The organism is Mesorhizobium sp. M1A.F.Ca.IN.022.06.1.1 (genome assembly GCF_003952605.1).
Classification (GTDB): domain Bacteria; phylum Pseudomonadota; class Alphaproteobacteria; order Rhizobiales; family Rhizobiaceae; genus Mesorhizobium.
Genome location: NZ_CP034455.1, coordinates 4,689,099 through 4,711,850, shown reverse-complemented (window position 1 = coordinate 4,711,850; position 22,752 = coordinate 4,689,099). Strand labels below are relative to the sequence as shown.

At 63.3% G+C, this 22,752-nt stretch carries 30 protein-coding genes; 10 read left to right on the top strand and 20 right to left on the bottom strand.

All coding sequences use genetic code 11. The annotated features are described in order from the left end of the window. Window positions 1–6 precede the first annotated feature (6 nt). From EJ078_RS22480 to EJ078_RS22470, 3 genes are read right to left on the bottom strand one after another with little or no spacing between them, the layout of a single operon-like run. Window positions 7–588 carry a hypothetical protein gene (locus EJ078_RS22480; RefSeq protein ID WP_095825889.1) on the bottom strand — a complete coding sequence of 194 codons (582 nt, stop codon included), beginning with the start codon at window positions 586–588 and terminating at the stop codon, window positions 7–9. 17 nt (window positions 589–605) lie between these two features. After that, on the bottom strand, window positions 606–1,049 hold the full coding sequence (locus EJ078_RS22475; protein ID WP_095825888.1) for a hypothetical protein: 444 nt from the start codon (window positions 1,047–1,049) through the stop codon (window positions 606–608). 4 nt (window positions 1,050–1,053) lie between these two features. After that, the gene (locus tag EJ078_RS22470; RefSeq protein ID WP_095825887.1) at window positions 1,054–1,452 is read right to left on the bottom strand and encodes a hypothetical protein; all 399 of its coding nucleotides are present in this window, start codon (window positions 1,450–1,452) and stop codon (window positions 1,054–1,056) included. A gap of 77 nt (window positions 1,453–1,529) precedes the next feature. Here EJ078_RS22470 and EJ078_RS22465 point away from each other — a divergent pair, with 77 nt between their 5' ends. Then, window positions 1,530–1,937 carry a response regulator gene (locus EJ078_RS22465; protein ID WP_095825886.1) on the top strand — a complete coding sequence of 136 codons (408 nt, stop codon included), beginning with the start codon at window positions 1,530–1,532 and terminating at the stop codon, window positions 1,935–1,937. Here the strand turns inward: EJ078_RS22465 and EJ078_RS22460 are convergent. The 8 genes from EJ078_RS22460 to EJ078_RS22430 form a co-directional block, all read right to left on the bottom strand. Then, the gene (locus EJ078_RS22460) at window positions 1,927–2,352 is read right to left on the bottom strand and encodes a DUF4054 domain-containing protein (protein WP_206516946.1); all 426 of its coding nucleotides are present in this window, start codon (window positions 2,350–2,352) and stop codon (window positions 1,927–1,929) included. The two genes, EJ078_RS22465 and EJ078_RS22460, sit on opposite strands and share 11 nt — an antisense overlap. Before the next feature lie 25 nt (window positions 2,353–2,377). Then, the gene (locus EJ078_RS22455; RefSeq protein WP_127323414.1) at window positions 2,378–2,812 is read right to left on the bottom strand and encodes a hypothetical protein; all 435 of its coding nucleotides are present in this window, start codon (window positions 2,810–2,812) and stop codon (window positions 2,378–2,380) included. 331 nt (window positions 2,813–3,143) lie between these two features. Continuing rightward, window positions 3,144–4,871, bottom strand: a complete 1,728-nt coding sequence (locus tag EJ078_RS22450; RefSeq protein WP_095825938.1) for a SulP family inorganic anion transporter — start codon at window positions 4,869–4,871, stop codon at window positions 3,144–3,146. A gap of 132 nt (window positions 4,872–5,003) precedes the next feature. Next, on the bottom strand, window positions 5,004–5,273 hold the full coding sequence (locus EJ078_RS22445; protein WP_095825883.1) for a helix-turn-helix transcriptional regulator: 270 nt from the start codon (window positions 5,271–5,273) through the stop codon (window positions 5,004–5,006). A gap of 670 nt (window positions 5,274–5,943) precedes the next feature. After that, a complete protein-coding gene (locus EJ078_RS22440; RefSeq protein ID WP_206516945.1) occupies window positions 5,944–7,038 on the bottom strand; it encodes a hypothetical protein in 1,095 nt (364 codons plus the stop codon). A gap of 59 nt (window positions 7,039–7,097) precedes the next feature. After that, window positions 7,098–7,859 carry a hypothetical protein gene (locus tag EJ078_RS22435; protein ID WP_208720829.1) on the bottom strand — a complete coding sequence of 254 codons (762 nt, stop codon included), beginning with the start codon at window positions 7,857–7,859 and terminating at the stop codon, window positions 7,098–7,100. Between the two features lie 65 nt (window positions 7,860–7,924). Then, on the bottom strand, window positions 7,925–8,047 hold the full coding sequence (locus tag EJ078_RS30755; protein ID WP_281060658.1) for a hypothetical protein: 123 nt from the start codon (window positions 8,045–8,047) through the stop codon (window positions 7,925–7,927). Between the two features lie 72 nt (window positions 8,048–8,119). Beyond that, a complete protein-coding gene (locus tag EJ078_RS22430) occupies window positions 8,120–10,099 on the bottom strand; it encodes a DUF2213 domain-containing protein (RefSeq protein ID WP_095825881.1) in 1,980 nt (659 codons plus the stop codon). Window positions 10,100–10,177: 78 nt separating this feature from the next. On the opposite strand from EJ078_RS22430, the gene EJ078_RS22425 reads away from it, so the two are divergent. Genes EJ078_RS22425 through EJ078_RS22415 form a run of 3 tightly spaced genes read left to right on the top strand, consistent with a single transcriptional unit; the run spans window position 10,178 to window position 11,162 of the window. Continuing rightward, window positions 10,178–10,441, top strand: coding sequence for a type II toxin-antitoxin system RelE/ParE family toxin (locus EJ078_RS22425; RefSeq protein WP_245458897.1), 264 nt, complete (start codon window positions 10,178–10,180; stop codon window positions 10,439–10,441). 13 nt (window positions 10,442–10,454) lie between these two features. Then, window positions 10,455–10,766 carry a HigA family addiction module antitoxin gene (locus EJ078_RS22420; protein WP_095825879.1) on the top strand — a complete coding sequence of 104 codons (312 nt, stop codon included), beginning with the start codon at window positions 10,455–10,457 and terminating at the stop codon, window positions 10,764–10,766. A 12-nt stretch (window positions 10,767–10,778) separates the two neighbouring features. Beyond that, the gene (locus tag EJ078_RS22415; RefSeq protein WP_127403402.1) at window positions 10,779–11,162 is read left to right on the top strand and encodes a hypothetical protein; all 384 of its coding nucleotides are present in this window, start codon (window positions 10,779–10,781) and stop codon (window positions 11,160–11,162) included. A gap of 15 nt (window positions 11,163–11,177) precedes the next feature. Here EJ078_RS22415 and EJ078_RS22410 read toward each other — a convergent pair whose 3' ends face one another. The 8 genes from EJ078_RS22410 to EJ078_RS22375 all read right to left on the bottom strand — a co-directional run bounded on the left by EJ078_RS22410 (window position 11,178) and on the right by EJ078_RS22375 (window position 18,505). Continuing rightward, window positions 11,178–11,879 (bottom strand): phage minor head protein, encoded by a 702-nt coding sequence (locus tag EJ078_RS22410; protein ID WP_095825936.1) that lies wholly within the window; start codon window positions 11,877–11,879, stop codon window positions 11,178–11,180. A gap of 198 nt (window positions 11,880–12,077) precedes the next feature. After that, window positions 12,078–12,224, bottom strand: coding sequence for a hypothetical protein (locus tag EJ078_RS22405; RefSeq protein WP_164747237.1), 147 nt, complete (start codon window positions 12,222–12,224; stop codon window positions 12,078–12,080). A gap of 43 nt (window positions 12,225–12,267) precedes the next feature. Continuing rightward, a complete protein-coding gene (locus EJ078_RS22400; protein WP_208720827.1) occupies window positions 12,268–13,716 on the bottom strand; it encodes a DUF1073 domain-containing protein in 1,449 nt (482 codons plus the stop codon). Window positions 13,717–13,841: 125 nt separating this feature from the next. Then, a complete protein-coding gene (gene terL / locus EJ078_RS30505) occupies window positions 13,842–15,491 on the bottom strand; it encodes a phage terminase large subunit (RefSeq protein WP_245458895.1) in 1,650 nt (549 codons plus the stop codon). Window positions 15,492–15,496: 5 nt separating this feature from the next. Beyond that, a complete protein-coding gene (locus EJ078_RS22390; protein ID WP_095825876.1) occupies window positions 15,497–16,132 on the bottom strand; it encodes a helix-turn-helix domain-containing protein in 636 nt (211 codons plus the stop codon). Window positions 16,133–16,382: 250 nt separating this feature from the next. Further along, window positions 16,383–16,532, bottom strand: a complete 150-nt coding sequence (locus EJ078_RS22385; RefSeq protein WP_164750377.1) for a hypothetical protein — start codon at window positions 16,530–16,532, stop codon at window positions 16,383–16,385. Continuing rightward, window positions 16,522–17,262: a ParB/RepB/Spo0J family partition protein gene (locus EJ078_RS22380; protein WP_095825875.1), complete on the bottom strand. Its 741-nt coding sequence runs from the start codon at window positions 17,260–17,262 to the stop codon at window positions 16,522–16,524. The genes EJ078_RS22385 and EJ078_RS22380 overlap by 11 nt, the downstream gene beginning before the upstream one ends. After that, window positions 17,240–18,505: a hypothetical protein gene (locus EJ078_RS22375; RefSeq protein WP_127847680.1), complete on the bottom strand. Its 1,266-nt coding sequence runs from the start codon at window positions 18,503–18,505 to the stop codon at window positions 17,240–17,242. The genes EJ078_RS22380 and EJ078_RS22375 overlap by 23 nt, the downstream gene beginning before the upstream one ends. A 148-nt stretch (window positions 18,506–18,653) precedes the next feature. Here EJ078_RS22375 and EJ078_RS22370 point away from each other — a divergent pair, with 148 nt between their 5' ends. The 6 genes from EJ078_RS22370 to EJ078_RS22345 all read left to right on the top strand — a co-directional run bounded on the left by EJ078_RS22370 (window position 18,654) and on the right by EJ078_RS22345 (window position 21,719). After that, window positions 18,654–18,827 carry a hypothetical protein gene (locus EJ078_RS22370; protein ID WP_189413806.1) on the top strand — a complete coding sequence of 58 codons (174 nt, stop codon included), beginning with the start codon at window positions 18,654–18,656 and terminating at the stop codon, window positions 18,825–18,827. A gap of 207 nt (window positions 18,828–19,034) precedes the next feature. Continuing rightward, on the top strand, window positions 19,035–19,403 hold the full coding sequence (locus EJ078_RS22365; protein WP_127335453.1) for a hypothetical protein: 369 nt from the start codon (window positions 19,035–19,037) through the stop codon (window positions 19,401–19,403). After that, window positions 19,403–19,657 (top strand): hypothetical protein, encoded by a 255-nt coding sequence (locus EJ078_RS22360; RefSeq protein WP_095825871.1) that lies wholly within the window; start codon window positions 19,403–19,405, stop codon window positions 19,655–19,657. The genes EJ078_RS22365 and EJ078_RS22360 overlap by 1 nt, the downstream gene beginning before the upstream one ends. Continuing rightward, window positions 19,644–20,378: a DNA N-6-adenine-methyltransferase gene (locus tag EJ078_RS22355; RefSeq protein WP_127847679.1), complete on the top strand. Its 735-nt coding sequence runs from the start codon at window positions 19,644–19,646 to the stop codon at window positions 20,376–20,378. Before EJ078_RS22360 ends, EJ078_RS22355 begins: the two co-directional genes overlap by 14 nt. Continuing rightward, on the top strand, window positions 20,378–20,878 hold the full coding sequence (locus tag EJ078_RS22350) for a hypothetical protein (RefSeq protein WP_127847678.1): 501 nt from the start codon (window positions 20,378–20,380) through the stop codon (window positions 20,876–20,878). The genes EJ078_RS22355 and EJ078_RS22350 overlap by 1 nt, the downstream gene beginning before the upstream one ends. Next, complete coding sequence (locus EJ078_RS22345; RefSeq protein WP_208720824.1) at window positions 20,871–21,719, top strand: hypothetical protein; 849 nt, start codon at window positions 20,871–20,873, stop codon at window positions 21,717–21,719. The genes EJ078_RS22350 and EJ078_RS22345 overlap by 8 nt, the downstream gene beginning before the upstream one ends. A 136-nt stretch (window positions 21,720–21,855) precedes the next feature. Here the strand turns inward: EJ078_RS22345 and EJ078_RS30750 are convergent, their stop codons facing one another. After that, complete coding sequence (locus tag EJ078_RS30750; RefSeq protein WP_280950713.1) at window positions 21,856–21,984, bottom strand: hypothetical protein; 129 nt, start codon at window positions 21,982–21,984, stop codon at window positions 21,856–21,858. Window positions 21,985–22,752 lie beyond the last annotated feature (768 nt).

Below are 22,752 nucleotides of genomic sequence, written 5' to 3'. Positions count from 1 at the left end.
GGTCGATCAGCCGACGCGGTAGACCGTGAAGGTGCCGGCGCCCGTGTTGCGGAAACGCAAGATGCCGCTCGACGGGATCGTGGGGCTGCTGTGCGCCGGGAAGTCCATCGACCCGATCAGCGTCATGCCGTCGTTGGTGGTGATGGTCGCATCCTCGGCATCGACGATGGAGGTGTTGATCACCGAGACATCGAAGGAGTCGTTGAACGGGAAGTCGGCCGGCAGCGCCGCTTGGAGGGCGGCACCGGTCGGGAGCTGCTGCAGGGAGGCCGCGCCGCCACCCTGGTCGATGGTGATGATGCGGGCGAGCAAATCGGCGGGCGTGAGCGTGCCGGAGACGGTGTGCGCCGCCGGATCGCCCTGCGTGCTGCCGACCTGCGCCGTGGCGGTCCAGATGGCAGCGCCAGGGGTCGCGTCGACGCAGACAAAGGCAGTGTCGGTCGCGGTGTTCACCCAGGCCGAGCCGACCTGATAACCCTCGCTCGAGTCGTCGGTGGCGGCCGGATCGGTCACGGCCGAGAAATTGTTCTTGAATGCCAGGTCGGCAGGAATGTCGCCGAGGTTGCTCGAGAAAAGGATGGCCCTCATCGTAGTGGTCTCCGGGTTCAGGATTTCTTGACGGCATAGTCGACCGACGCCAGCATGTGGCCGGTGTCGACGAGCTGCTTGTCGTTGCCCTTGCGGGCGATGGTGGCGGGCTGCAGCGGCGGGCCGTCATAGGCGGTGATCGCCGCCTGCAACTGGCCCTTGATGGCCTCGCCCGTCTGGCCCAGCGTCTTTTCGGCGTCGTAGCCGTTCGCGACCAGGAGATTGCCCACGGCGTCGGGCCATTCGGGGCTCTTGTCGTCGATCATGCCCCGGAAGAACGGGCGGGGTGGCGTGTCGCGGGTGCCAAATTCATTCAGCGCCGCAACCAGCGGGACGGAAGTGCCGTCGGGATAGGTCGCGCCCTCCAGGAAGCCGACGTCGACCGAAACGGCATTCTGGAGGTTCTTCGCGATCTCGGCCAGCTTCGCGGCGAGCTTGTCGCCGCCGGAGAGCTTCACCATCGCTTTACGCGCTGGGTGCGCTCTGGTCGCCGGGCTGATCGGCGGTTTTCGCCTTTGCCTTGGCCTTCGCGTCAACCGCGGAATCGGCGGGGCCGGTAGCTCCGGTGGCACCAGTTGCGGCGACGTCGGCCGCGGCGCCGGTCGCTCCGCTGTCGACGGCCGCGCCGGTGGCGCCAGTGGCACCAGTGGCACCGATTGTCTCGGTCGCGCCAGTCGCGCCCGTCGCGCCGGTCGCCCCTGCCGCACCATCTGCGGCCGCCGTGGAGGTGGCGGGCGTCTCCGGCGCATCCACAAGCGGTGCCGGGGAAGCGAGGCGCAGGCTGCGCTCAAGGGTCTGGATGCGATCTTCCGCATGCTTGCGGAAGACGCGGAACTCGCGCAACAACTGAGCAAGAATGTCCATGAGAATGGTCCTTTCACTTATATCGCTGGAACTAAAGCACTCGTTGCGGGTTAGCGGTGACCTCGGGGACGCCTCACATGAGCAACGGCGCTGTTCTGGTCGTTGAAGACGAGACAATGATCTTGCTCGATCTTGAAACAGGGCTGGAGGAAGCGGGCTTCGAGGTGGTCGGCGTTGGCAGCGCATCTGCCGCTATCGCGGCATTTGACGAAGCGCCGGACGCATTCAAAGCGCTAGTTTCTGACGTACGTCTTGGCCCCGGTCCCTCCGGTTGGGAGGTCGCTCGCCATGTACGTCAGGTTAATTCCACGATCCCGGTTGTTTATGTCAGCGGCGATAGCGCCAGCCAGTGGGGCGCCGAAGGCGTTCCGAACAGCATCATGATCACCAAACCGTTCTTCATGCCGCAGATCATCACGGCGATATCCACGTTGATGAATGAACAGCTCCCAACCGACACACCCACGCAACCCGCTAGCGATTAGGCCAGGGGTTGTAGGCGCGTCGCGGTCCGGGCATGTAGCGCATGGTCCGGTAGGCGGCAGTGGCCTGCCAATAGGCCGCGCCGAACGCGGTTTGCATGAACCAGGCGTTGTTAGGCGTAACGGGGAAGTCGGCCTGCACCGACACGCTGCCCTCGGCAGCATTCGAGACGCGTCCCACGATCCCGGCCGGCGCCTGACCGTTGGCGCCGTACATGAGCTGGCAGATGTGGGCGACCATGAGGTTGAGGAGCGTGGTCTGCGTCTCGGTCTTGGTGACGGGGCCGCCGCCGTCATTGCGGCAGTAGAGCGTCGCAACCGGGAGCGCGCCCTGCAAAACCTGCGGCTGGCTGAGCGTTGCGAACTGAGGGTAGATCGCGATGAAGTTCGCGAAGCTGAACTCGACGATAACGCCCACGGCGAACCTCCCTGGGGGTTGCGTGTCAGGCCGCGGCATCCGCCTTGTAGGCCTGGATGCCACGCGGCAGGTTGTGGGGATCGATCGGCTCGAGTCCCGACTTCTGCGCCTCATGCTCCTTGATGAAGCCCTCGACCATGTCAGTCTCGGTATGGGCCCAGACGAGGTTGTTCCTGACCGCGTCGAGGTCCTTGTTCTGCTCGAGCCACTTCTTGAAGAAATCAGCATCGACGCCATAGGTCAGGGCGTAGTCGCTGTCCTGGGCCATCGGGGCGGGCTCCTTGCGGCGGTCGAAGCGGCGCAGGTAGCCTTTCAGGACAACGGGCTCGCCGATGACCTGGGCGCGTTTCACCTTCCGAAAGCTGCCGCCGGCGGTCGGTTCGTTCTGCTCGACCATCTCGTGAAGGCGCAGAACGAGGCCATGCGGAAGCTTGCAGGCAACAGTGACAGTCGTGGACATTGATTTACTCCGGTTGGTGGAAAAACGGTGGCCGTCGCCGATGGCGTCAGTGGAGCGGATGCTGGGAATCGAACGCAGCTCACAGCCGTGGGCGGCCGTTTTGCTCAGAGCATCCGCGAAGATGATGGTGCCCCTCGCCGAATCCAATCGCCGATTGCCGGAGAGTTCGGTCTGGGTGATAATCGGGCGCTGTTTGTGCCTCGGGCATAGAAGAGTCGGGACGGCTCGACTGCTCGCTACCCACCTCAGTCCCGTTTAGTCAGAGCCCCGAACTCATACGCCAAAGCCTTCCGTCCCCTGCTGCCTGATCGCCGCGCGCGCCAATCCGAAGCTAGCCGAGCCGCGTCTCCGCTTTTTCGTCCAGCTGCGCCCGCGCGTCACGGATCGAGGCGGCATAGGTCACCAGCGGCCGCTTGACGCCATGGCTTATCAGTGTGCGCCTCACCTGCGACGAGGCGCCCGCGATGATGAAGCGTCCTCCGGCCCGCCCTGCCTTGTGCACGGTGCTTTCAATCACGTTTGCCGCGGTCGAATCGAGAAAAGGCACTGCCGAGCAGTCGAGTATGAAGTTCTTGCTCTGGTCCGCGATGCGGTCGAGCACCGTGGCGACCGTTGCCGCCGCGCCGAAGAAGAAAGCACCGGATATGCGATAGATGACGGTGTCGGGATCCGTGGCTGAGCCAAGATCGTAGGCGAGGCGGCCGCCGTTCTCATCATCGGCGCGGTCGTCCGTCACCGGCGGGACATGCGCTTCTACCTCGACCGAACGTGCCATCCTACCGATGAACAGCAAGGCGCCCAGCGCAAAACCGATCACGATGCCGGTGGTGAGGTCGCGGAAGATGACAAGTCCGAAGGTTACCAGCAGCACCAGGGCATCGCCCCAGGACGATCGGATCAGCGCCAAGAAGGCGGGCTTCTCCACCATGTTCCAGGCCACGGTGGCCAGCACCCCGGCGAGCGCCGCCAGCGGGATGTAGCTGGCAAGCGGGGCAGCCACCACCATGAACAGCAGCAGAAAGGCGGAATGGAATATCCCCGACAACGGTCCATGCGCGCCGGCGCGGATGTTGGTCGCCGTGCGCGCGATCAGTCCGGTCACGCAGATCCCGCCGAACAGCGCCGAGCCGATATTGGCGATGCCCTGCGCCACCAGTTCGCAGTTGGAGCGGTGCCGTCGGCCGGTCATGCCGTCCGCGACCACGGCCGACAGCAGCGATTCGATTGCTCCGAGCAGGGCAAAGGAAATTGCGTCGGGTATTGCGGAGACGAGCTTATGCGCGTCGAAGGCCGGCAGAGTCGGGTCGGGCAAGATCCGCGGAATGCCGCCGAACTGAGTGCCGATCGTTTCGACGGGAAGGCCGAGAAGCGTCGTGGCGAGCGAGGCCGCCGCCACCGCGACCAGGAGGCCGGGCCATGAAGGCCGCCAGCGCTTCATGCCCACGATGATCCCTATCGTCAGCGTGGCGACGGCAATGGCCGCTGGATTTACCGTTCCGGCCGCCCTGCCAAGTGCGATAAGCCTGGGCAACAGGTCGCCGGGCTCCTTCCCCGGCAGAGTGAGGCCGAACAGGTCATGCAACTGGCTGGACAGAATGATCACGGCAATGCCCGCGGTGAAACCAACGGTCACCGGATAGGGAATGAATTTCACATAGGCGCCGAGCCTCAGATAACCGGCCGCGAGCAGGAAGGCGCCGGCCATGAGCATTGCCAGGATCAGTCCGTCAACGCCGTGCTGATCGACAGCGGAGGCCACGACCACGATGAAGGCGCCGGCCGGCCCGCCGATCTGGAACCTGCTGCCGCCAAGCGCGCCGACGATGGAACCGCCGATGATCGCCGTAAACAGTCCGCGCTCGGGCTCCACATGCGAGGCGATCGCGATCGCCATCGACAGCGGCAGCGCCACGATGGCGACTGTCAGGCCGGCGATCACATCCGCCCTCAGCTGCTTGAGGTGGTAGCCCTCGCGCAGCACCGTCACCAGCTTTGGTGTGAACAGCTCGGCGAATGTCGGCCGTGCTTGATGGTGAATTGCAGGCCGAGCCTGATCCATGACCATATTCCGCTCCAAAGGGCGGCGGGATCGTCGGCTGCATGTCGGCGGTCGCCGTCGCGATAACTGTTGCGACCCCGCATTGCGCTGCCCGAAACCGGCAAGGGTTTCCGGGGCGGATGCGGTTGCGGCTCAGCCTTGCGGGTTCTGCGCCACGGTGGCCTTGAGGCGTACGCCCCTGCCGCCGCGCTCGCTGGTCTGGTTCTCGCCGATCAGTTCCACGCCAACCTCGTCAAGGGCCTGGATGACCTTCATCAACGTGTCGACAACGCCTCGCACGACACCCTCGCTCGCCTCCATGCGCTGTATCGTCGGAAGCGAAACTCCGGCGCGCTCGGCAAGAGTTCGCTGGTCGATACCGGCCAACGCCCTCGCGGCGCGCATCTGCGCAGCAGTGATCATCGGCCAGAACCTTTGTCTGAGTCTGCGGTATCAATGGATAATACAAATATCATGATGCTTCAAGCCTCATTCATTTTGGATGAGACATTGGCCACTCGCTGTCCGTAAACGGCCTTGCGCCGCTGCAGCAGCCGAGCCTCAAGCCAGCACAGCGCAGGCAAAACCCCGCGGCAGCCGGCAAGCAGGCAGGACAAGCTGCGGAGCCGGCAGCGGCTTTGATCCCAAGGAAACATCGGACCAGATGATATGGCCATGATTGAACGCGTCTTGAAAAAGGTTCTCGCGGTTAACGCGCATGCTGCTGAGAGGGAATGGTTAGCTTCAATTCTGCTCGGCGCTTTCAGGCTGGAACCACGGACGAGGCAGGTTTGATCGCCCACGGTGCGGAGATCAAGCGCCGATAGGTGCTATGCCGACGGGAACACCAGTCGAGATGGCAGAGACCGTGAAGGCGAGCAAATCATTGCCCGCCAACAAGAACTGGTGAGCAGACTTGCGGCACAAGCGCGTATGTTGTTGCCGTATGACGCTGTAGTGTTCCTGCAATCCTTGAAGCCGTGCAGCGGTCGCCTGTCTGGAACGCCTTAGGCGCAAGCCTACTTCGTCCCAGCCCCAAACCAGTGGATGAATGCGGCTCGTATTGGGGCGCGCAATACTATCTCTACGCCATCTAAACGCCCACCATCTGGGAAATGCCCGTCGGCTGCCGGATGATCGCGCCCCAGGTGCCGCTGGACATTTTCTTTTTCCACGAGGAGAGCGCGCGCACGATTGGATGAGCGCGGAGCTTTTCGTTAAACGCACAATAGCCGGTCTGCTGACCATCGATGCCGTCGGCAATGAACTGAACCACGTTGCCGGCTGAGATGCCCGTCGGGTTGATCGCTGTCTCCGCCCTATATTGCACCGCCGAGACGACGCGAAGGTTCGGGAAGTTTTTCTTGAGCAGGTCCTCAACATTGACGTTGAACGAGTTGGTCGCGGTCATGGCAAGCTGCGATTCCGGCGACATGGCCAGTGTCATCTTGGTGTTCTGGTCGACCAGGCCGGCTGTCTGGGTAACGAGCTGCAGCCACAGTGATTGGAGGTCGGAATAGATCTCATTCGCGGTGGCGACGATCTGGCCGTTGTTGATCCATTTCACGCCGCCGTAAGCCTTCGGCGCCGGGGTGATCGGAGCCGCCAGGTTCGGATCGTTGAGAAGGCCATAGTTCTGCAAGCCCTGCACGCCCTTGAAGTAGGTCGTGTTGAGGAATCGTGCGAGCACCGTGACGCCGGCGCCATCCACCTCGCCAACCCAATTGACGCGGCCAAGGCCGGCGCGCTCGATTTCCAGCTCGCCATACTCGGAAATCGTCTGGAACAGATAGGACTGGCGCTGCGGCCAATTCATGTTGGCGCCGGCTCTGCCGTTGTCGTTGTAGTCGCCATAGCTCGACACTTCGCCGGTCTGCTCAACGACGGGGAACATCGCCGTCTGGTCGATCCAAGTGCCCTTTCGAATTTCGCCGAAGATTTCGGCAGCTTTGGTTGGGGCGAAAAGGATGCGGTAGACCTCAGGATCCACAAGCGTGGTGAGGAACGCCGGAATGCCGGCGTTCGGTGCTGTCGCTAGCTGAGGCTGTGCATCCATCGCGAGATGATTGGTGCGGAACGCCTCGACGATGTAGGCGCGTGCATCGGGAAGGTAGATACCGGCCTGCTCGAACATCGAGCGATGCTGAGTCCACGCCGCAGCGGCCTGATCGAAGTCGTGAAATTTCATGGTGGTTATCCTCACAGATCGCCGACTTGCGGCGCATGGTTTCGAGATTGACGGCGGGTTTAGCCCTGAGGCCAAGAGCTGATCTTCATCAGCTCGCCGGGCTGCGCGAAGGAACGCACGGTCCACTTAGTTTCAACATTGGTGGCCGCGGTGAGCGCAGCCGCGTTGACTATGGTGTTGACATCGACCGCATAGGTGCCAGCGCCACCGGCTGGGCCAGTGAGCTGCTGGGTAATAGTGGTGACGGCGGTGATGCCAGCGCCGGTCAGCGTGTCGCCGACGCCGAAGACGCCAACGATCGTGCCGCCCGCCGTGAACACGCCATAGGTGCCGGAAATCTCTGTACCGGGGTCGACGTCCTGGTCGGGGATGTTGACCGCATACGTGCCCACACCGCCCGGGGTACCAGTGAGTTGCTGTATGATCTTGGTGCCGGAGACGACGTCGGTGCCCGAGATCGTGGTGCCGGGGCAGATCGTGCCCGAGTTGACCGTCGTGACCGTCAGCACATTGCCGACGATGGAGCCCAGGAAGCCGCTGGTCCCGGCTGCGATGGAGCCGGCCGAAGTGGTCGCGCCATTCGGCGAGCCGGACGGAGCAGCGGTCGCCGTGCCATCGGCATAGTTGGCGTAGACCTTCTGGCCGACCAGGGCAGGCGTCGCGCCGGCGTTCTTCACCCAGAAATCGCCTCCATCGAAGACGGTGATGGGAAAGCCGGCCGGGACCAGCATCGTCGATTCCTGCAGGTATTGCTCGATCAGGCCCTGCTGCTCGCGATGGACGAAGCCTGCGACCGGGCCGGTGCCGAAGGTGTTGACCACGGCCGGCGCATTGTCGCTGTCGGCTTGGACATAACTCAGCCAGGCGAAGCGGCCGATGACAGCACCTAGCGCGCCGCAGACCAGCGCGCCAGCGGCGGCAAGGACTGTAGAGCGGGATTGGTGGAAGCGAAATCGCCCTCGACAGCGGGGGCGGGATTGTAGGCAACCTGCGTCTGGAACCCAGACATGGGCGATCTCCTAAATGAAAAGAGCCGGCTTGCTGGCCGGCTCGACGGGCTTGGAAGGGAAAGCCGCTCGCCTTAGAGCGACTTGACGATGTGGGTCTTGGCGGCTGGGAAAAGCTCGTAGAACGAGTTCACCCCGGCAGCGTCCAGGGCGACGGCCGGCTTCTTCGGTGCGCCGACGCTAGGTAGCGGCTGGGCCTTGAGAATGGCCGGCAGTGCCGAGGGATGGACACCATCGATGTTGACGCCGAGTGAGGTGAGCGCGGTGCGATAGACGGCATCCGAGCTATCATGGGCCATGGCGAGCTTGCCGATGTAGGGACGAACGGCCTCCTCGGCGGCGCGCACTTCGGCGGCCGATTTGAGCATCTCGGCGCGGACCTCGGTCTTGGCCTGCACCACAGCCGCGGCGATTGCCGCGTCCATGGCCTTCTTGTCGACCTTGTCGTCATCGTCCTCGTCGCCGTCTTCGGCCTTTTTCTTCTTCTCGTCCTCGTCCTCCTCCTCTTCGGAGTCCTCGGCTTTCTTCTTCTTGTCGTCCTCCTCCTCGTCGTCTTCGTCCATGGCTTCCTGGACCTCCACCTCGTCGAGCGCGACGAGAACCCCCTCGAGACCGTCGAGCTTGGCGTCGGTGGCGAGCTTGCCCTCGGCGGCCTTACCGACTGCCTTGAGGATAGCGGGGCGCTTGGCCTTGAAGTTTTCGGCGGTAACGCCCGCGAGAGCCGCGCTGACATCGATCTTCTGATCGGCGGCGAGCTTAGGCATGACGTGGGCAAGGATCGCGCCGTGGGCGACGGACGCCATGCGCGACAGCAGTGCTGCTTTCTTCATCGTGATGATCTCCATTTTGCTGTCGCCGACTACAACATCAGGCCCGGCGCGGCCTTCCTCGACCAAGGCGACGTGATTGGCGGAAATGTCCCGCATCACGCCGTCGTAGGATTCTCCAGCCAGCGTGCCGGGCGTCATGTCGGCCCGGTAGCGATAGCTGCTCGAAAGTTCTTTCTGCCGATCGGATTCGATCAGCGCGATTGCAGCGCCATCCCAGATGCTGAGCGGCGCCATGAGATAGGGGGCATGGAACTCGACGGCATCGCCGAGCGCGCCGACCACGGCTTCGCGCGGGTGCTCCTTGGCGCTGACCGGGATGTGCTTGAGCAAGAGCGGCTTGCCGACGAAGGTCGGGGCGGCTTTCGCGAGCTCGTCCGCATCGCGGTACAGGCGATAGATGCGCTCGGGATCGAGCGCCAGCGCCTCGAAGTCCGGGATTTCGCGGCCATAGTAGGGGCAGATGTTGGCCTTTGAGATCGGCGTCATCTCGACGCGCAGATGGCCGTCCTGGTCGAACGAGCGCACGCTATTGCGATCCATGGCGAGCGCGTCGTTGGCCTGTGCCACCGCGTCCGTGCCGCGGCATTCGTCGCACACGATCCCAGGTCCAGCGAGTTCGCCGGTGCCGCCGCAAATCGGGCAAGCGCCCTCGATCACGATGTCTTCGCCCCTCGTCCACTTCACGAAGTTGGAGCGCAGCGAGTCCCATGCCTCAGGCGACATGTCGGCCGCTATGCCAAGCCGCTCGCCCAGCATGTCGCGCAGGCCCGGATGCAGCGGCTCGGGCAGCGAGCGCAGGGGAGCCCAGGCATAGCCGGAATGTTCGTCGGTCAGCACCGGCGCGAATTTCGTCTCGACGGCCTGAGCAAAGGTGTGATGCACCCAGCCATTCGGGGTGCCGCGCGTATCGATGAGCTGGCGCGCGCCAGACGGCAGCGTGCCGATCTCCTCGGTGGTCTCGCGCGCCGCCGTCGTCTCGGCGTCTTCGCCTTCATCCGACTTGCCACCGGGCCAGCACCAATGGCCGGGCCAGCTGGTATCGGTCGACGAGCGCCGGAGCACCAGGACATCGCCATCGGGCGCGACCAGCATCAGCGAGGCCGCCTGCCCCGCGCTGTCCTTGCCGACGAACTCTTCGCCGACCGCCTTCGGGATGCCGAGCACGCCTCGACCCTCGGCCGCTGCGTACATGGCGCGGCGCTGGGCCTCAGACTTCGCAGGCATCGAAAATCGCTCCTTAAATGTAAGGCTTGACCTCACACTTTGGTTGACTTATGTAAGGTAGCGCCTTACACTCTAAGCATGATCAAGACGTTCCGAAACAAAGCCCTGCAACGCTTCTTCGAAACCGGCAAAGCACGCGGTCTCAGCGTTCAGGACGACAAGCGTGTCGCTCGCATCCTGCGGGCCTTGGAAGCGGCGGCGCGGCCGCAGGACATGGACCTTCCCGGCTATCACTTCCACGGCCTCTCGGGCCGCGACAAGGGCCGCTATTCGGTCCGCGTCACAGGCAATTACCGCATCACGTTGCATGGGACGGCGAAGACGCAACCGAAGTCGAATTAGAGGATTACCACTGATGAACACGACACCCATCAAGCGCGGCCTGCCCGCGATGCATCCCGGCGAGCTTCTGCGCGAAGACGTCATTCCGTCGCTCAATGTGTCGAAGACCGAGATCGCGAAGCTGCTCGGCATTTCGCGTCGCACGCTCTACGACATCCTGGACGAAAAGCAGCCCGTCACGGTGGCGATGGCTCTCCGCATTGGAAAGCTGGTCGGCAACGGCCCGGTGCTTTGGCTCAACCTCCAGCGCAACTATGATCTGGAGCAGGCCGAGAAGGCTCTCCGCGCCGAGATCGATGCAATCCCGACGCTGCACGCCGCTTAGGAAGGAAATTCGATGTTTCGCTGTATTGTGTCAGCTCTCGTTCTCGGTCTAGCGACGGCGCCGTGCCGTGCAGAAAATGCCAACGCGTTTATCTACAGCTACGGCCTCAAGACATGCGGTGCCTTTGTGGCTGCAGAGGGAGATAACCATCCAGGCAAGGCCATTCTCAGAATGGCCGATGGCAGGAAGTTTTTCGACGAGAGCGCGAACTTCATGAATTGGGTGCTCGGCTATCTCAGCGCCGTTAACATGATGCGCGCCCCCGGGAAGCCCAGCATCGAGCTCGATAATGCTGCCGTCGATCTGTGGCTCCGGAACTGGTGCGACGCCCATCCGACCAACTCGATTTTCGACGGCACCCTTGCCCTTGTCGCGCAGGAAAACAAAGCGCAGTGACCGCCCGCCCCTCGGTCATGAAAAGCCCTTGATGATCGGCTTGGCGACACAGCGGCATCCGGGCTCCTCGCCCGGCCGTATGAAGCGCTTGACGGCCGGGTCGTACCAGCCCGTCGAAATCTTGTAACGGACCTTTTCGCGGCCGGCCTGGACATGCGTGGGGCGAGGTTCCTTGCCGCCGCCGCTATGGTGCCACTCAGCCTCATCGATACCGAGTTCGAGCTGGCGCGCCGTGTTGAAGGCCGCTGTCGCCTTGTTGTTCTGGTCAAGCGCGATGAAGGCGGCCCGGCGCCGGGTGATGCCGGAATAGCGCTCGAGATCCTGCACCAGGCCGGCAAGGTCGCGGCCGGTCTGCACCGACCGCACCACCGCGCCTTCGACCTGGTCGAAATACTGCGAGGGGATCGACCTGATCAGCGCCACATTGGCGTGGATCGTCGCGTCCACGACGTCGCGCATCGCCGCCGTCATCTTGAATTCGACCGAGATGCCGCCGTCGCGCAGGATCTTGCGCAAGGCGGCGCTCGACCGTTTCTCGACCGAGAGCGCGAAATAGTCGCCGAGCTTCACCGCGGCGACGTCGAAGCGCTTGGTCCACTGCGCGGCAAGCTTGCGGATCGATCGGCGCAGCGCTTCCGCCGGCGTTTCATCCTGCGCTATGCGGGGCGTATTGGCCCGGTAGGAGGCTTTCAGCCAGTAGACCACGCTGTCGCTCATGGCGTCGATCAAGCGCGTCAGGCGGCCCCTGTAGGCCGTCTCAATCCCGACGTTGGGTCGGACGGGGCGAAGCACCTTTTCGTTGCGCTTGGCCGTCCGACGACTTTGCAGGCTGGACATCACGATCCCTCAGCGTCTCGGCGATCTCGCGATCGTCGGGCGTCTGTGCTTTGAGGAGTTCCCAGAGGTGGAGCGTGATCAAGCGGTGCCGGCGTTGTCAGTGACGGGAGCCGCACTATCTGCCGGCTCCTCGGGCTTGGCAACACCCGCGTCCCAAACAAACCGTTCCAACACGAGAATGGTTTGGAAGAACTTGTCAGGGTCGATCTCGCCCGGCGTGCTCATGCCCACCAGCTCGACCAGCCGGAGTCGGATTTCGCGGGCCTCGTCAAGCCGCCTCGTCTCGTTCCTCGGAGCTGCCCTTGACCACAAGGCCGTCGTCCTCCTCTTCGAGCAGGTCGGGCATGTCCTCGACATCGATCGAGGAGAAGTCCGAGTCCGGATCGCCGGCAACGCGCTGGCGCGATTCCTCAGGCGAAATCACGCCGGCGTCGATCAGGATTACGTCGCGCTCCGCCTTGGTCTTTTCGACCTCGGCCGCTTCCTTCTCATTGGTCTCTTCGAGCTTTTCGAACTCGAAGTCGATGCCGGGATCGGGCTCGCCCCAGAGCGATGTCATCACCAGGCCAAGCAGGCGATGTATCGGCTGGCGAAACAGGTGCTCCTGGAAGGAGTGGACGTAGTCGTAGAAGACCTGGATTTCGCCCTCGGAGGAGGCGTTCAAACCGGCCGGCTGGACGCCGAGCAGCTTGACCAGCGGAATGTGGCTCACCGACGCCATGTGCTCCTGCGCCTGCGCCTGGAGCACGTCGAGCCCGGAGAGCGGAGCCGCGACGTTCTTGAAGTCCTCGCTATCCTTGTCGATCATCATCAGGCCGCGATTGGACCTGACCAAATTGAAAAGTTCGGCGCGCCGGAAGAGCTGATCGCCATCGGCTTGCAGCGTCTCGCCGAGATTGGTGGCCAGCAGGAAAACGCTGAACATCGAGATGATGTCGTTCACCGACTGGCGCGTCTCCAGCCAGTTGTCGACATAGGGCTTGCACATCTGCGACAGCGACAGGCCGCCGAATGAATAGGTCGGCTTCAACAGGTCGGGCACCTCGCGCCCGATCAAGGTGATCAGCCGCGTGGTGTGGACGATCTTGGCCTGCACATACCAGCTGTCGGGCCGATACCAATTGTCCTTGAGCGGATCGCTCGAGTTGTAATTGGTCGGATAGCACCAGACCGCCTCGACGGTGCGCAGCGCCTTGATCGGCTTCTTGGAGAACTTGGTGACGCTGAGCTTGTCCCAGCCGTCGCCGATCGGCTTTTGCAGCTCGTCGGCATCGTCGGTATCGCCGGTGTCGATGTAGATGTGACCGCGGCCGAAGAAGCCATCCTGCTCGGCGGCGCGGCAGAAGATGTCGCGCACGTTCAGGCGCTTGAACTCGGCCTCCAGCTCCGCGATCTTGTCGGCCTTGTCCTCGCCGTCGTTCGAGGTGAAGCGGATCCATTTGCGCGTCATCTCGGTGGCGATCGTCTCGGAGATCACCCGGTATTCCGGGCGCTGCGCCAGCTCCGAGAGATAGGCGTAGCCGAGGAAGGTGATCCCCTCCGAGAAGTAGCCGCTCAGCGCGAAGCCGTTGGCCCAGCTTTGAACCGCGCCGACGGCGCTGTCCATGGCAAGCCCGGTGTTGCCCGACGGGAGCACGCCATCCGGGTGCTTGGGCAAGGTGAAGACCGGCACCGGCTGTTTCGGTGCGGCCGCTTGCGCGCGGATCGCCGACAGCATCGCATCCGAGATGCGCGTGGGAGGACGCGCTCCAGGAGGAATTGCTGCCGGCGGTGCCGACGCAGGGACGTCGGCGACTGGCCCGCGTGTCCAACGACGGCGCAATGCGCCCCAAAGTTTCTTGATCATCGCGGCCCAGGCTGGGCAGCGCGCCGAAGGACGTCGTCGCTGATCACCATGGCCCCCTTGATGTTAAGCAGCCTCGTAAAGGCTCCGGAAGATGCGTCGACCTGGTCCATCAGCTTGGAGGCTGGGAACAGGCAGAGTTCGTCGAGGTAGAGCGTGTTCCACTCACCTTCGACGATGTAGACGTTGCCGTGCTCGCATTGCGCGGCGAACGGCTCGGCGCGCGTGACCTTGTCGCCGGTCTCGCCCTCGGCATGCACCTTGTAGCCGGCGAGCTGCGCGACGAAATCCTGCACCTGCGCCTTGCCGGCCTGCCCAGGATCTTGCGGCAGGCTGATGTGGACCGTCTTGCCGTCGAGCGCGGCCTGCGTCTCGATCGTCTTGCGGACCGACTTGCCTTCCTCGCGCAGCGTCACGACATGGCCGACATAGTAGCGGCCCTCGGGATCGCGGCCGAGCTTGACGCCGGCGGTGCGCGCGCCAGTGCCGCCGCGCGTGCCGGCCAAGTCCCAATGGCGGACCCAGATCGTGCCCTTCGGCGCCGCCCTGACGATGCGACCCTCAAACCAGGCACGCTGGAACATGCCGCCGGCGCGCGGCGCTGGCCGCTGCTGATACTGGCCCGCGACGGCATACGACGTCATGTCGTTGTAGAGCTGTTTCAGCTCATCGGGTGGGAAGCGGACCGGGTCGAGTATCTCGCCGTCGACGGTGCGAGGATCCTGCCGCCAGACGAGCTGGAGCTTGATCGCCTCGATCTCGGCGCGGCGCTCGTCCGGCAGATTGTCGTTCTCGCCGTACCAGTGCTGCTTGCTCGCGTCATAGCGCGCCAGGATAGGCTCGCCGACGGAACTGGAAACCTTGACCGGGGTGTAGCAGCAGCGGTCGGGCTCGAACTGCATCGGCAGGCACAGATGGACGTAATCCATCTTGCCGTCGAGGATGACGCCCGTGACGTCGGCCTCATGCAGGCGCTGCATGATGACGATGATCACGCTGCGCTTCTGGTCGTTCAGGCGGTTTTGCGCGCCCTCGCGAAACTTGCGGGTCGTGGCGGTGCGCTCGGTCGCCGATTCCGCCGTCTCGGTCGAGTGCGGATCGTCGATGATCAGGCGATCGCCACGCTGCGCGGTGAGCGAGCCGAACGCCACGCCCTCGCGGGTGCCGGTGCTGTTGTTGGCAAACGAGGTCTCGGCCCTGCGGCTGAGATAAACCTCGGGCCAGCGGTCCTGGTACCAGCGCGACAGGATCAGATCGCGGCATTTGCGGGTGTCGCGATTGACCGGGCCGTCGTTGTAGGCCGTCGACAGATACCGCATGCCCGGGCGGCCGGCCGGTCCCCATTCCCATGCCTGCAACAGCACCGAGACGAGAAGCGATTTCGATGTGCCGGGCGGCACGTTGATGACGAGGCGATTGCGCAGGCCCAGCTCGAGAAACTTGCCCTCGACCAGCGCTTGCAGATGGTCGCAAACCACCTGCATGTGCCAGTTCCAGACCAGCGGCGTCTCCGGCTCGAGTTCGAGCCACGCCATCTTGACGAACTCGGCGAACGATCCCTTGGCCTTGCGCCGGTCTCGCTCGATCAGCAGGTCTTCGAGGTCGGGGGCAATGAGCGGCGCGCGGGCGGCGGCAGACTTCTGCGCCATTCAATTCACCCTTGCGCTTCGGCGGCCTTCCGTCGTTGCGCTGCCGCAATCAGGACGTCCAACTCCTCGTCGGTGTAGTCTTTCGGGTTCGCCCGTGCTTGCGTCTCGACCGGGCCGCCATTCTTGCCGGTCTGCTCGACGCGGCGCACATAGCCCCGGTCCTTGCCTTTGAGCTCCAGGTACCAGCGCACGGTCTGCAAATCGCCAGAGCGAAGCGCGATCACCACCTGCCCCTCGGCAACGTCGAGCAACTCGTCGGCGATCTCGGAATCGGCCTCCTGGATTTCGGGATGCTCGTTCAGGAAGGCGTAGAGCGTGGTGCGGCCGACGTTCAGCTTCTCCGCCGCGACCGTCTTGATGCCGCCGCACTGGCGCAGCATCGCGATCACGCGCGGCACGTCGCGCTCGGTCAGTTTCGGCGATGCCCCGCCCCGGTTGCCTTCCGCCGGCTTCGGCTGTGGTGCCGGCTCAGGCTTGGGAGCAGGCTTCGGCGCCACAGGAGGCGATGCCTTGCTGGCCGGCTTCTTCTTGCCGCGCGCCGGCTTTTTTTTCGGCTCGGCTTTCGGCTTCGCTGTGGCCGTTTCAGCCTTGGCCTTGGCCTTCGGCTTCGATGTCGTCACGCTGGTCGTGGTCTTGATCACCGGACGACTCGCGCGTGCGAGTGTTCGGAATGTTCGGGATGGCTCATTTTTTTGCCACCCATCCCACAACCCATGGACATCATGCCGCGAGCCGAACCGAATGCGATTGTGCTGGTCAAATCGGGCCGCAAAGCGTTGCTGGGCATAAGGTCTGCAAACATGCGCCGAAATGCAAACTGACCCATAATGCTTGACGCTGCGGCCACACTAACCACCGGCACTACGTTACACACACACGAATGCACCTGGATCACGGAAGGAGAACGCGTGCGAGGCACACGGCGAAGGTGAACGACAGGATGGCGAGCACCACGATAAACGGGGTGCCGAATGGCGGGCCGGCGATGGGCGCTTCGGGCTTGGGAAACGAGCCGCGCAAGCTGGGCAGTTCATGCCGCATCGGATTTGTCCTCCGCTTCCGCTTCGAGTTGATCCAGCCGCTCGCCGGCAAGGCGCGCCATGACCGAGAGGGCGATGCCCGAATTGACGATGTTGAGCTGGCTCTTGGTGCGCACGATGGTGTCGAAGAACTCGTCGAACTTCGACTGCGGCGCGGCATGGATGCGGAAGCGCTTGGCCCTTTTGGCGAGTGCCTCCAGCTCGACCTCGAAACGCACGCGGTCTTCCGGCAGGAAGGAGAAAAGCAGCTCGTCGTATTTGATGTTCGCCCCGCCGAGCGCGGTAGCACCTGGTCCCTTGTCGCCGGCGAGCACGCTGTCATCGAGCCCGGAGAACTTCTTCGCATCGATGTCGAGCGAGGCGTAGAGCTGGGCCAGCAGCGACTGGTCATCCTCGCCGTTGATCGAGTTGTGGCTGAGCTGGATCGCCACCTTGCGCTTTTCGCTCAACGGGGTGGTGATCACGAGCGCGTCGACCATCGGCAAGCCGGCCTCGATCGCCGCGGCCGTGCGATGATGTCCGGACAAGATCTCGAGAGAGCCGTCCTTGTTCTCGCATGCCAGGACCGTGGTGGTGAGGCGGCCATCGATTTTGACGTTCTCGACAAGGCGCTTGAACATGGCCGGTGCCATGTAGTGCGCGTTCTTCTCGCGGCGGCGAAGCGTGTTCGGATCAACCTGGCGCGCCTCGATATCGAGGACCTTCCAGTCAACGCTTGAAGTGCTTGCCATACCACCACTCGAACGCTTGTTGCGGCGTCTCGTCGATGCGGGCGCCGACGTAATGCAGGCGGAACTTGCCTTCCGGCCCGTCGATCTCTTCGCGCTTGGTCTGCTCGAAGATGCCGCGATATTTCATCGAGACCGGATGGTCCGAGAACGCCGAGGTTTGCACCTTGTCGAAACGGTCGATGAAGCGCTTGCCCATGTCGCGCAGCAGCTCGCCGTTGCAGGCGAGCCTGGTGGCGAGCTTTGACAGCCTGCCCTCGCGCGAGATGGCGAAGTCGGACAGCAGGTAAATCGACCGCTTCGCGAATTTGTCGAGGTTGTAGATCAGGCCGCCGACCAGCATGTCGTCGACGCGCACCAGGTAGTTCACCATGCCGGGCGTGTGGGTAATGCCCTTCTTGAGGTAGACGTCCTTGAGGAACGTCATCTGGGCAGCGTCGGCCCGGCCAATCGTCACGACCGATTCCGGCTTGATCTTGTCGAGGTCGATCGGCTTGTAGCGGAACGGGGCCGACCGCGGCACGAGCTGCAGGTAGGACGACTTGCCGGTCGACACGTAGCAGTAGTGCGGGTGGCCCCGGCCGGAGACGAATTCCAACTCCGGTTTCAGATCGTCGTAAATCTGGTCCGAGAGGATGCAATAGGGGACGCCCGCCTGCCGCACGCGCTCGATGAGACCGCGCAGCGCCTTGGGGTCGAACAGCTCATATCGGGGAGCTTCCCATTTGATGTTCTCGGCCAGGAACTCGAACATCTTTTCGTAGCCGCCCTTGTAGAACGGCGGGTAGGAGAAGATCGCGGCCTTGCGGTCGATGGCCTCCTCGAGATGCAGGATCCAGTCGCGCGGCGAGTAGCTCTTGATCGGGATCATGCCCGGAAGCTTGCGGACCTTCTCCAGGGTGCGCTCGACATAGCTGCCGAAGTTCGCAACCAGGTGCTCGCGATGGCTGGTCTTGTAGGCGTTCGCCTTGCCGCCAGCGAAGCGGCCGAGATTGAAGCCGACGGCCAGCGCGGCGAGGCGCTGATCGGGCTCCCGAAAGTCGAACTCGTTCACGAAGTCGAGCGCGCCGTGAAACTCATAGTCTATCGGCTTGCCCAGCAGGTAACCGGCGATGGCTGACGAGTAGAGGCTGACGTCGTTGGAGTGCATCTCAACGCCGGGGAAAGTGGCGAGCGTGATCTGCTCGAACCGGAACGTTCCGGAGCAGCAGTTATAGACCCGGCCCCACTTGTCGACCTCAGACACGCGAAGGATTTGCGCGATGCATTCCTTCGGCACAACGCCTTGAAACATAACGCCGAGGGCCTCGCTTTTTCACTTGCATCGAAGGTGTAACCAAATGAAGTTACTTGCGACCAGAACGGTTACTTTCCCTACCACCGATTACCGACCAATGACCCTCAACGATCTCGCAGCCAGCCTTCATCAGAAGTCCGGCTTCGGCGGCGCTCGCCTGGAAGCGATCACCTTCGCCGCTGCCATCGGCTTGGCCCGCTACGCCGGTGCGGAGCACCAGACCTATTTCAAGCGGCGCTTCGCCGAAACCATCGAAGAAATTAAGCTCTGACGACGTGCTCGACGTCGTGGGCTTCGTGGCGAAAGAGGCCGGAATTGAGCCCTCGCCGAGTGGCTTCGACACCAACTGATTTTCGGGGATTGGCCGAATCGCGAAGCAACATCAGGCTGCGCGATTTCTGCCTGCCCCCCTGGCTTTTTGTCAAGCGCGTTTCGCAACCATTTTGGCAACAATCCCCTACCACGGAGACCAGAGACCATGGCCAACTACTTATCCCCTACCGGAAGCCCGATCACCGGAACATTGGAGCGGCTGACCGGCCGCGCTCACATCAGCGACATCGACCCGGAGACGGGCGAGCCGGAATACGCCGGCGGCACCGAAATCTTCTGGAACGATATCCAGACCGCCAAGCGCAACGGCAAGATCGTCTTCCTCGACGAGGAGGGCGACGAGTGGACGTTCGACCAGCTCACCCGCGAGGACGTGGACGAAGAGGAGGAAGACGCCTGCGACGGACCTGACCCGCGCACTGCTGAATTGCAAGAGATCGCAGACGGCGCTTTCGGCGACGGACCCATGGCGCGCGGAGCGGCGCGCGACATGCTCAAGCGGGAGCAGCGCTGATGGCCCGCTATCTAGTCACATGGGAGATCGACTACGAGGGCGAAGGCGATCCCGAAGCGGCCGCACGCTGGGCGTGGGATATCCTGCGCAAGCCGCACTCCACCGCAAGCGTCTTCACGATGATCGATGAAGACGGGAACGAAACCAAGATCGATCTGGCCGAGCTCGACGAGGCCCGGCTGGAGAGTCCCATCAGCAGCGTCGGCGACGTGCTGCGCAGGCTGACCGAGGAGGCGCGCCATGCCCATCGGTAGCCATCAGTCCGCGGCGGCCGGCACCGACGTCTGGCTGACCCCTCCCGCCCTCCTGGCCGCGCTCGGTGGCGCCGAGAGTTTTGACCTCGATCCCTGCGCTCCCCTCGATCGGCCGTGGGACATGGCGCGCCAGCACTACACCATCGCCGACAACGGTCTAGCCCGGCCCTGGCACGGTCGCGTGTGGCTCAACCCGCCATACTCGAACAACGTGATCGGCCGCTGGATGGGCCGTATGGCCGAGCACGCCCATGGAATCGCGCTGATCTTCGCCCGCACCGAAACGCAGGTGTTCCATGAGTTCGTGTGGCGTGCGGCCGACGCGCTCCTCTTCATGGAGGGACGGCTTCATTTCCATAATGCGGCTGGGACTCGAGCGAAGGCCAACGCCGGCGCGCCGTCGGTGTTCTGCGCCTATGGCGCCGACGATGCTGACCGCCTTGCGGCCAGCGGCATTCCCGGCGCTTTCGTGCCGCTGCGCCTGCGCTCGCTGATCTTCGGCTTTGCCTCCGTCGGCTCGTGGGTCGACGAGGTGTTGAAGGTGATGCAGCGCGCCGGCGCGGCCGTGCGGCTCGACGATCTCTACCGCGCCTTGGCCGAGAATCCGAAGTCCGAACGCAATCCGAACTGGAAGGCGAAGGTCCGCCAGACCCTACAGCGCGGCCCGTTCGAACCGCTAGGCGAGGGCGTCTGGCAGGTGGCCGAGGGGAGGTTGCTCTGATGCGCCACTTCCGGACACGCCGATATGGCCCGTTCGAAGACACGAGGCGAAAGCGGCTCGCCTTGGCCCGAAAGCAGCGCCTTGAGCGAGAGAAACTGCCGCTCTTTTCCGAGATGATCGCAGAGGAGCAGCCAGACGCCGACACCGTTATGGCGCAGCGCGCCGAGCAAGCGGTGATCTGGGAGCAGAATACTCGCGGCCGCCGCGCCGCGAACTGGCGTCGTGCAAGGAGCCGGCTTTTCGCCTACGGCGACAACATCCGGAAAATCCTGCGGGCACTCTGGAATAGCGCTCCCTACCCGGGCACGCCGGAATATTTCGCCGAGATGCTCCACAGCTACGACGTCGGCCGGCTCGACCCGGAGAACCCGCCATGGGTCTACCGAGGTCCGGGCGTCAAGGGTTTCGACCCTCTCCCCATCATCAACCGATCTCGCGAGCGCATGGGGTTGCCGCCCCTCTCGTCGCTCGCAGAACTTCCGAGGTACGGCAATGGCTAAGACCGCCAAGGCGAAAGCACCAGCCAAGAAGCACGCTTGGCAGATCGAGGCCGAGAAACGCGGTCAGGAGATCGACGAGAATGTCGCCATGCTGCGCGACGGGTCCGACGAATATCTGGTCGGAATCGCTCGGGAAGCCCTCCACCACTACCACGCCGCGATGATGGCCTGCGACAAGCCCGGCCGCCTTCCCTACGAGCTAGTGATCGAGGCATGTGTCGAGACGCTCTACCGGATTGAGGAATACGGCGGCCGGGAGGAGCGCGCGGACGGTTCCGGCCGTTTCCGCTCCCGCTTCAACTGCTGGAACTCGGCGTCGTCCTGGCTCGGCAAACAACTGGCCGCGCCCGATGGCGAAATCCCGATGCACGGCCAGCCCGGGCGGTTCATGCTGACCATTCACAGTTGCCGCACCGACGTGCGCTACCCGGGCGTCTTCGGCGGCGTCGGCCTCGACGGTCGCGTGATCGACCTCGATCAGCCGTTTTTCAGCGAGACCGGCTACCGATCCTTCACCGGCGGCGGGCTCTCCCGCGAACGCTGGTTCGTCGAAGAGGCAATGACTGTCGACGAGATGCTGACGATATCGATGGAGCACAACCTGCTCATCGATCATCACGGCAAGGTGGCGGCAAAGTGCAAGCTCCACAACCCGCCATTCGGCCTCGCCCATTGGCAGGGGAACAAGCGGCACGACGCAGACGACAGCCGTCTCCGTGAGGAGCGCCGCAACGATCCCGCCTACCAGCCGGGCGGTTTCATCCATGCGCTGCCGGGCCTCGCGCCGATCGGCATCCCCAGCTGCGTCGAGAAGACCGGCCAACTCGCCTTCGCATTTTGAGGGACAAGATATTTAGATCCGCGCCTGATGCTAGGCCGCAAGGGCTAGATAAATCCCCTAAGCACCGGCGATGATGACGACTGCACCAACCGCCGTTCCAATCTTCTCCGGCAATCCGTCTGCCGGGGAGATCATCTTACATCTCTATCAGAGCGTAGGCCGCGCCAAAGATGGCTGTCGTTATCACGAGGAAAAATGTCCACCCTTTCAAAGCGTGGCGCACGTCTTCGGGCTTGGCGCCCTTCTGGTTGTCGTAATCTTCCATTTGTCCGATCCCAGTTCTTTCGATCTCGACTTGCTACGAAATTGGTTGCCTGGAGGCAACCCTGTCACAGTGTGCCGGCCTGTCGCGGATTCTTTCGCGTTCACGGCCGCTATTCCGAATGGAAAAGCCCCAGCCTTGAGGGGGATTGGGGCTAGGGCTCACGCATGTATACGGTACAAGCACGTCCCGGACAGCAGGGCGCTCCTAGTTTTTATAGATTGGACATCTGCGGGCGAGCTATCACCAGACGCATCAACCTGTTTGTTGATCAGAGCGGGAGGGAAAGCGCTCTCGACAACAAACCCAAGCTGCTTACATGCATTTACGCAGCGGGCTACATCAGGGTCGATTTTATCATTGCTTAAAGATGCTGGGGCAGTTGTTAGCCCGCATGAAGCTCGCGCGCCGTCGGCGTCTCGACGCATCTCGAACGATTGTACGCCATCCACTGCGCCGCATCCGACCAGAGCGAAGATCAGCAATGCAACGGACGGTTCGGCGGCGCATTTCATTGAGGTTAGTCCTTCCCCTCGTCCCGCTTGCGCCGCGCCAGTTCCTTTATCTGCTCATTGATGAGCTTGGGCGCATGGTCGATCTTATCCATCGCCGCATCAAAAGCCGAGCCCGATTGATCGATCCTTAGTTCTCGGGCGGATGGCGATCGAGGGCATACTGGTCGTGGCTTCTATTGCGCTAAGCGCAGTCGGCGCACCTGTCGACACCTCTAACCTCCCAACAACTGCACCTGGGCGAACACGATCTTTTGTC